The organism is Paraburkholderia sp. BR10882 (assembly GCF_040948855.1).
In the GTDB taxonomy this organism is placed as follows: domain Bacteria; phylum Pseudomonadota; class Gammaproteobacteria; order Burkholderiales; family Burkholderiaceae; genus Paraburkholderia; species Paraburkholderia nodosa_A.
The window spans coordinates 1-243 of sequence record NZ_JBFPKP010000107.1; the positions used below are offsets into that span (position 1 = coordinate 1).

Below are 243 nucleotides of genomic sequence, written 5' to 3' on the forward strand. Positions count from 1 at the left end.
TCAGCCAAACGCTCTGGAAAGTGCGGCCATAGTGGGTGATAGCCCCGTAGGCGAAGGCGGAATGGAAGAACTAGGTGTACGACAAGTAGGGCGGGACACGTGAAATCCTGTCTGAAGATGGGGGGACGGATCGCGGAAGGTTGTCCGGGTGTTGGAAGTCCCGGTCCTTGCATTGGAGAAGGCGCTTTGGCAAATCCGGGCGCGGGATTCAAGGGTGTGAGGCCAGTCTCTTCGGAGACGAAG

General features: G+C 58.4%; 1 rRNA gene. It reads left to right on the forward strand.

Annotation, left to right across the window (positions count from 1 at the left end):
• Positions 1 to 135, forward strand: a 23S ribosomal RNA gene (locus AB3X99_RS41095); the annotation flags it as partial.
• Between the last annotated feature and the right edge of the window lie 108 nt (positions 136 to 243).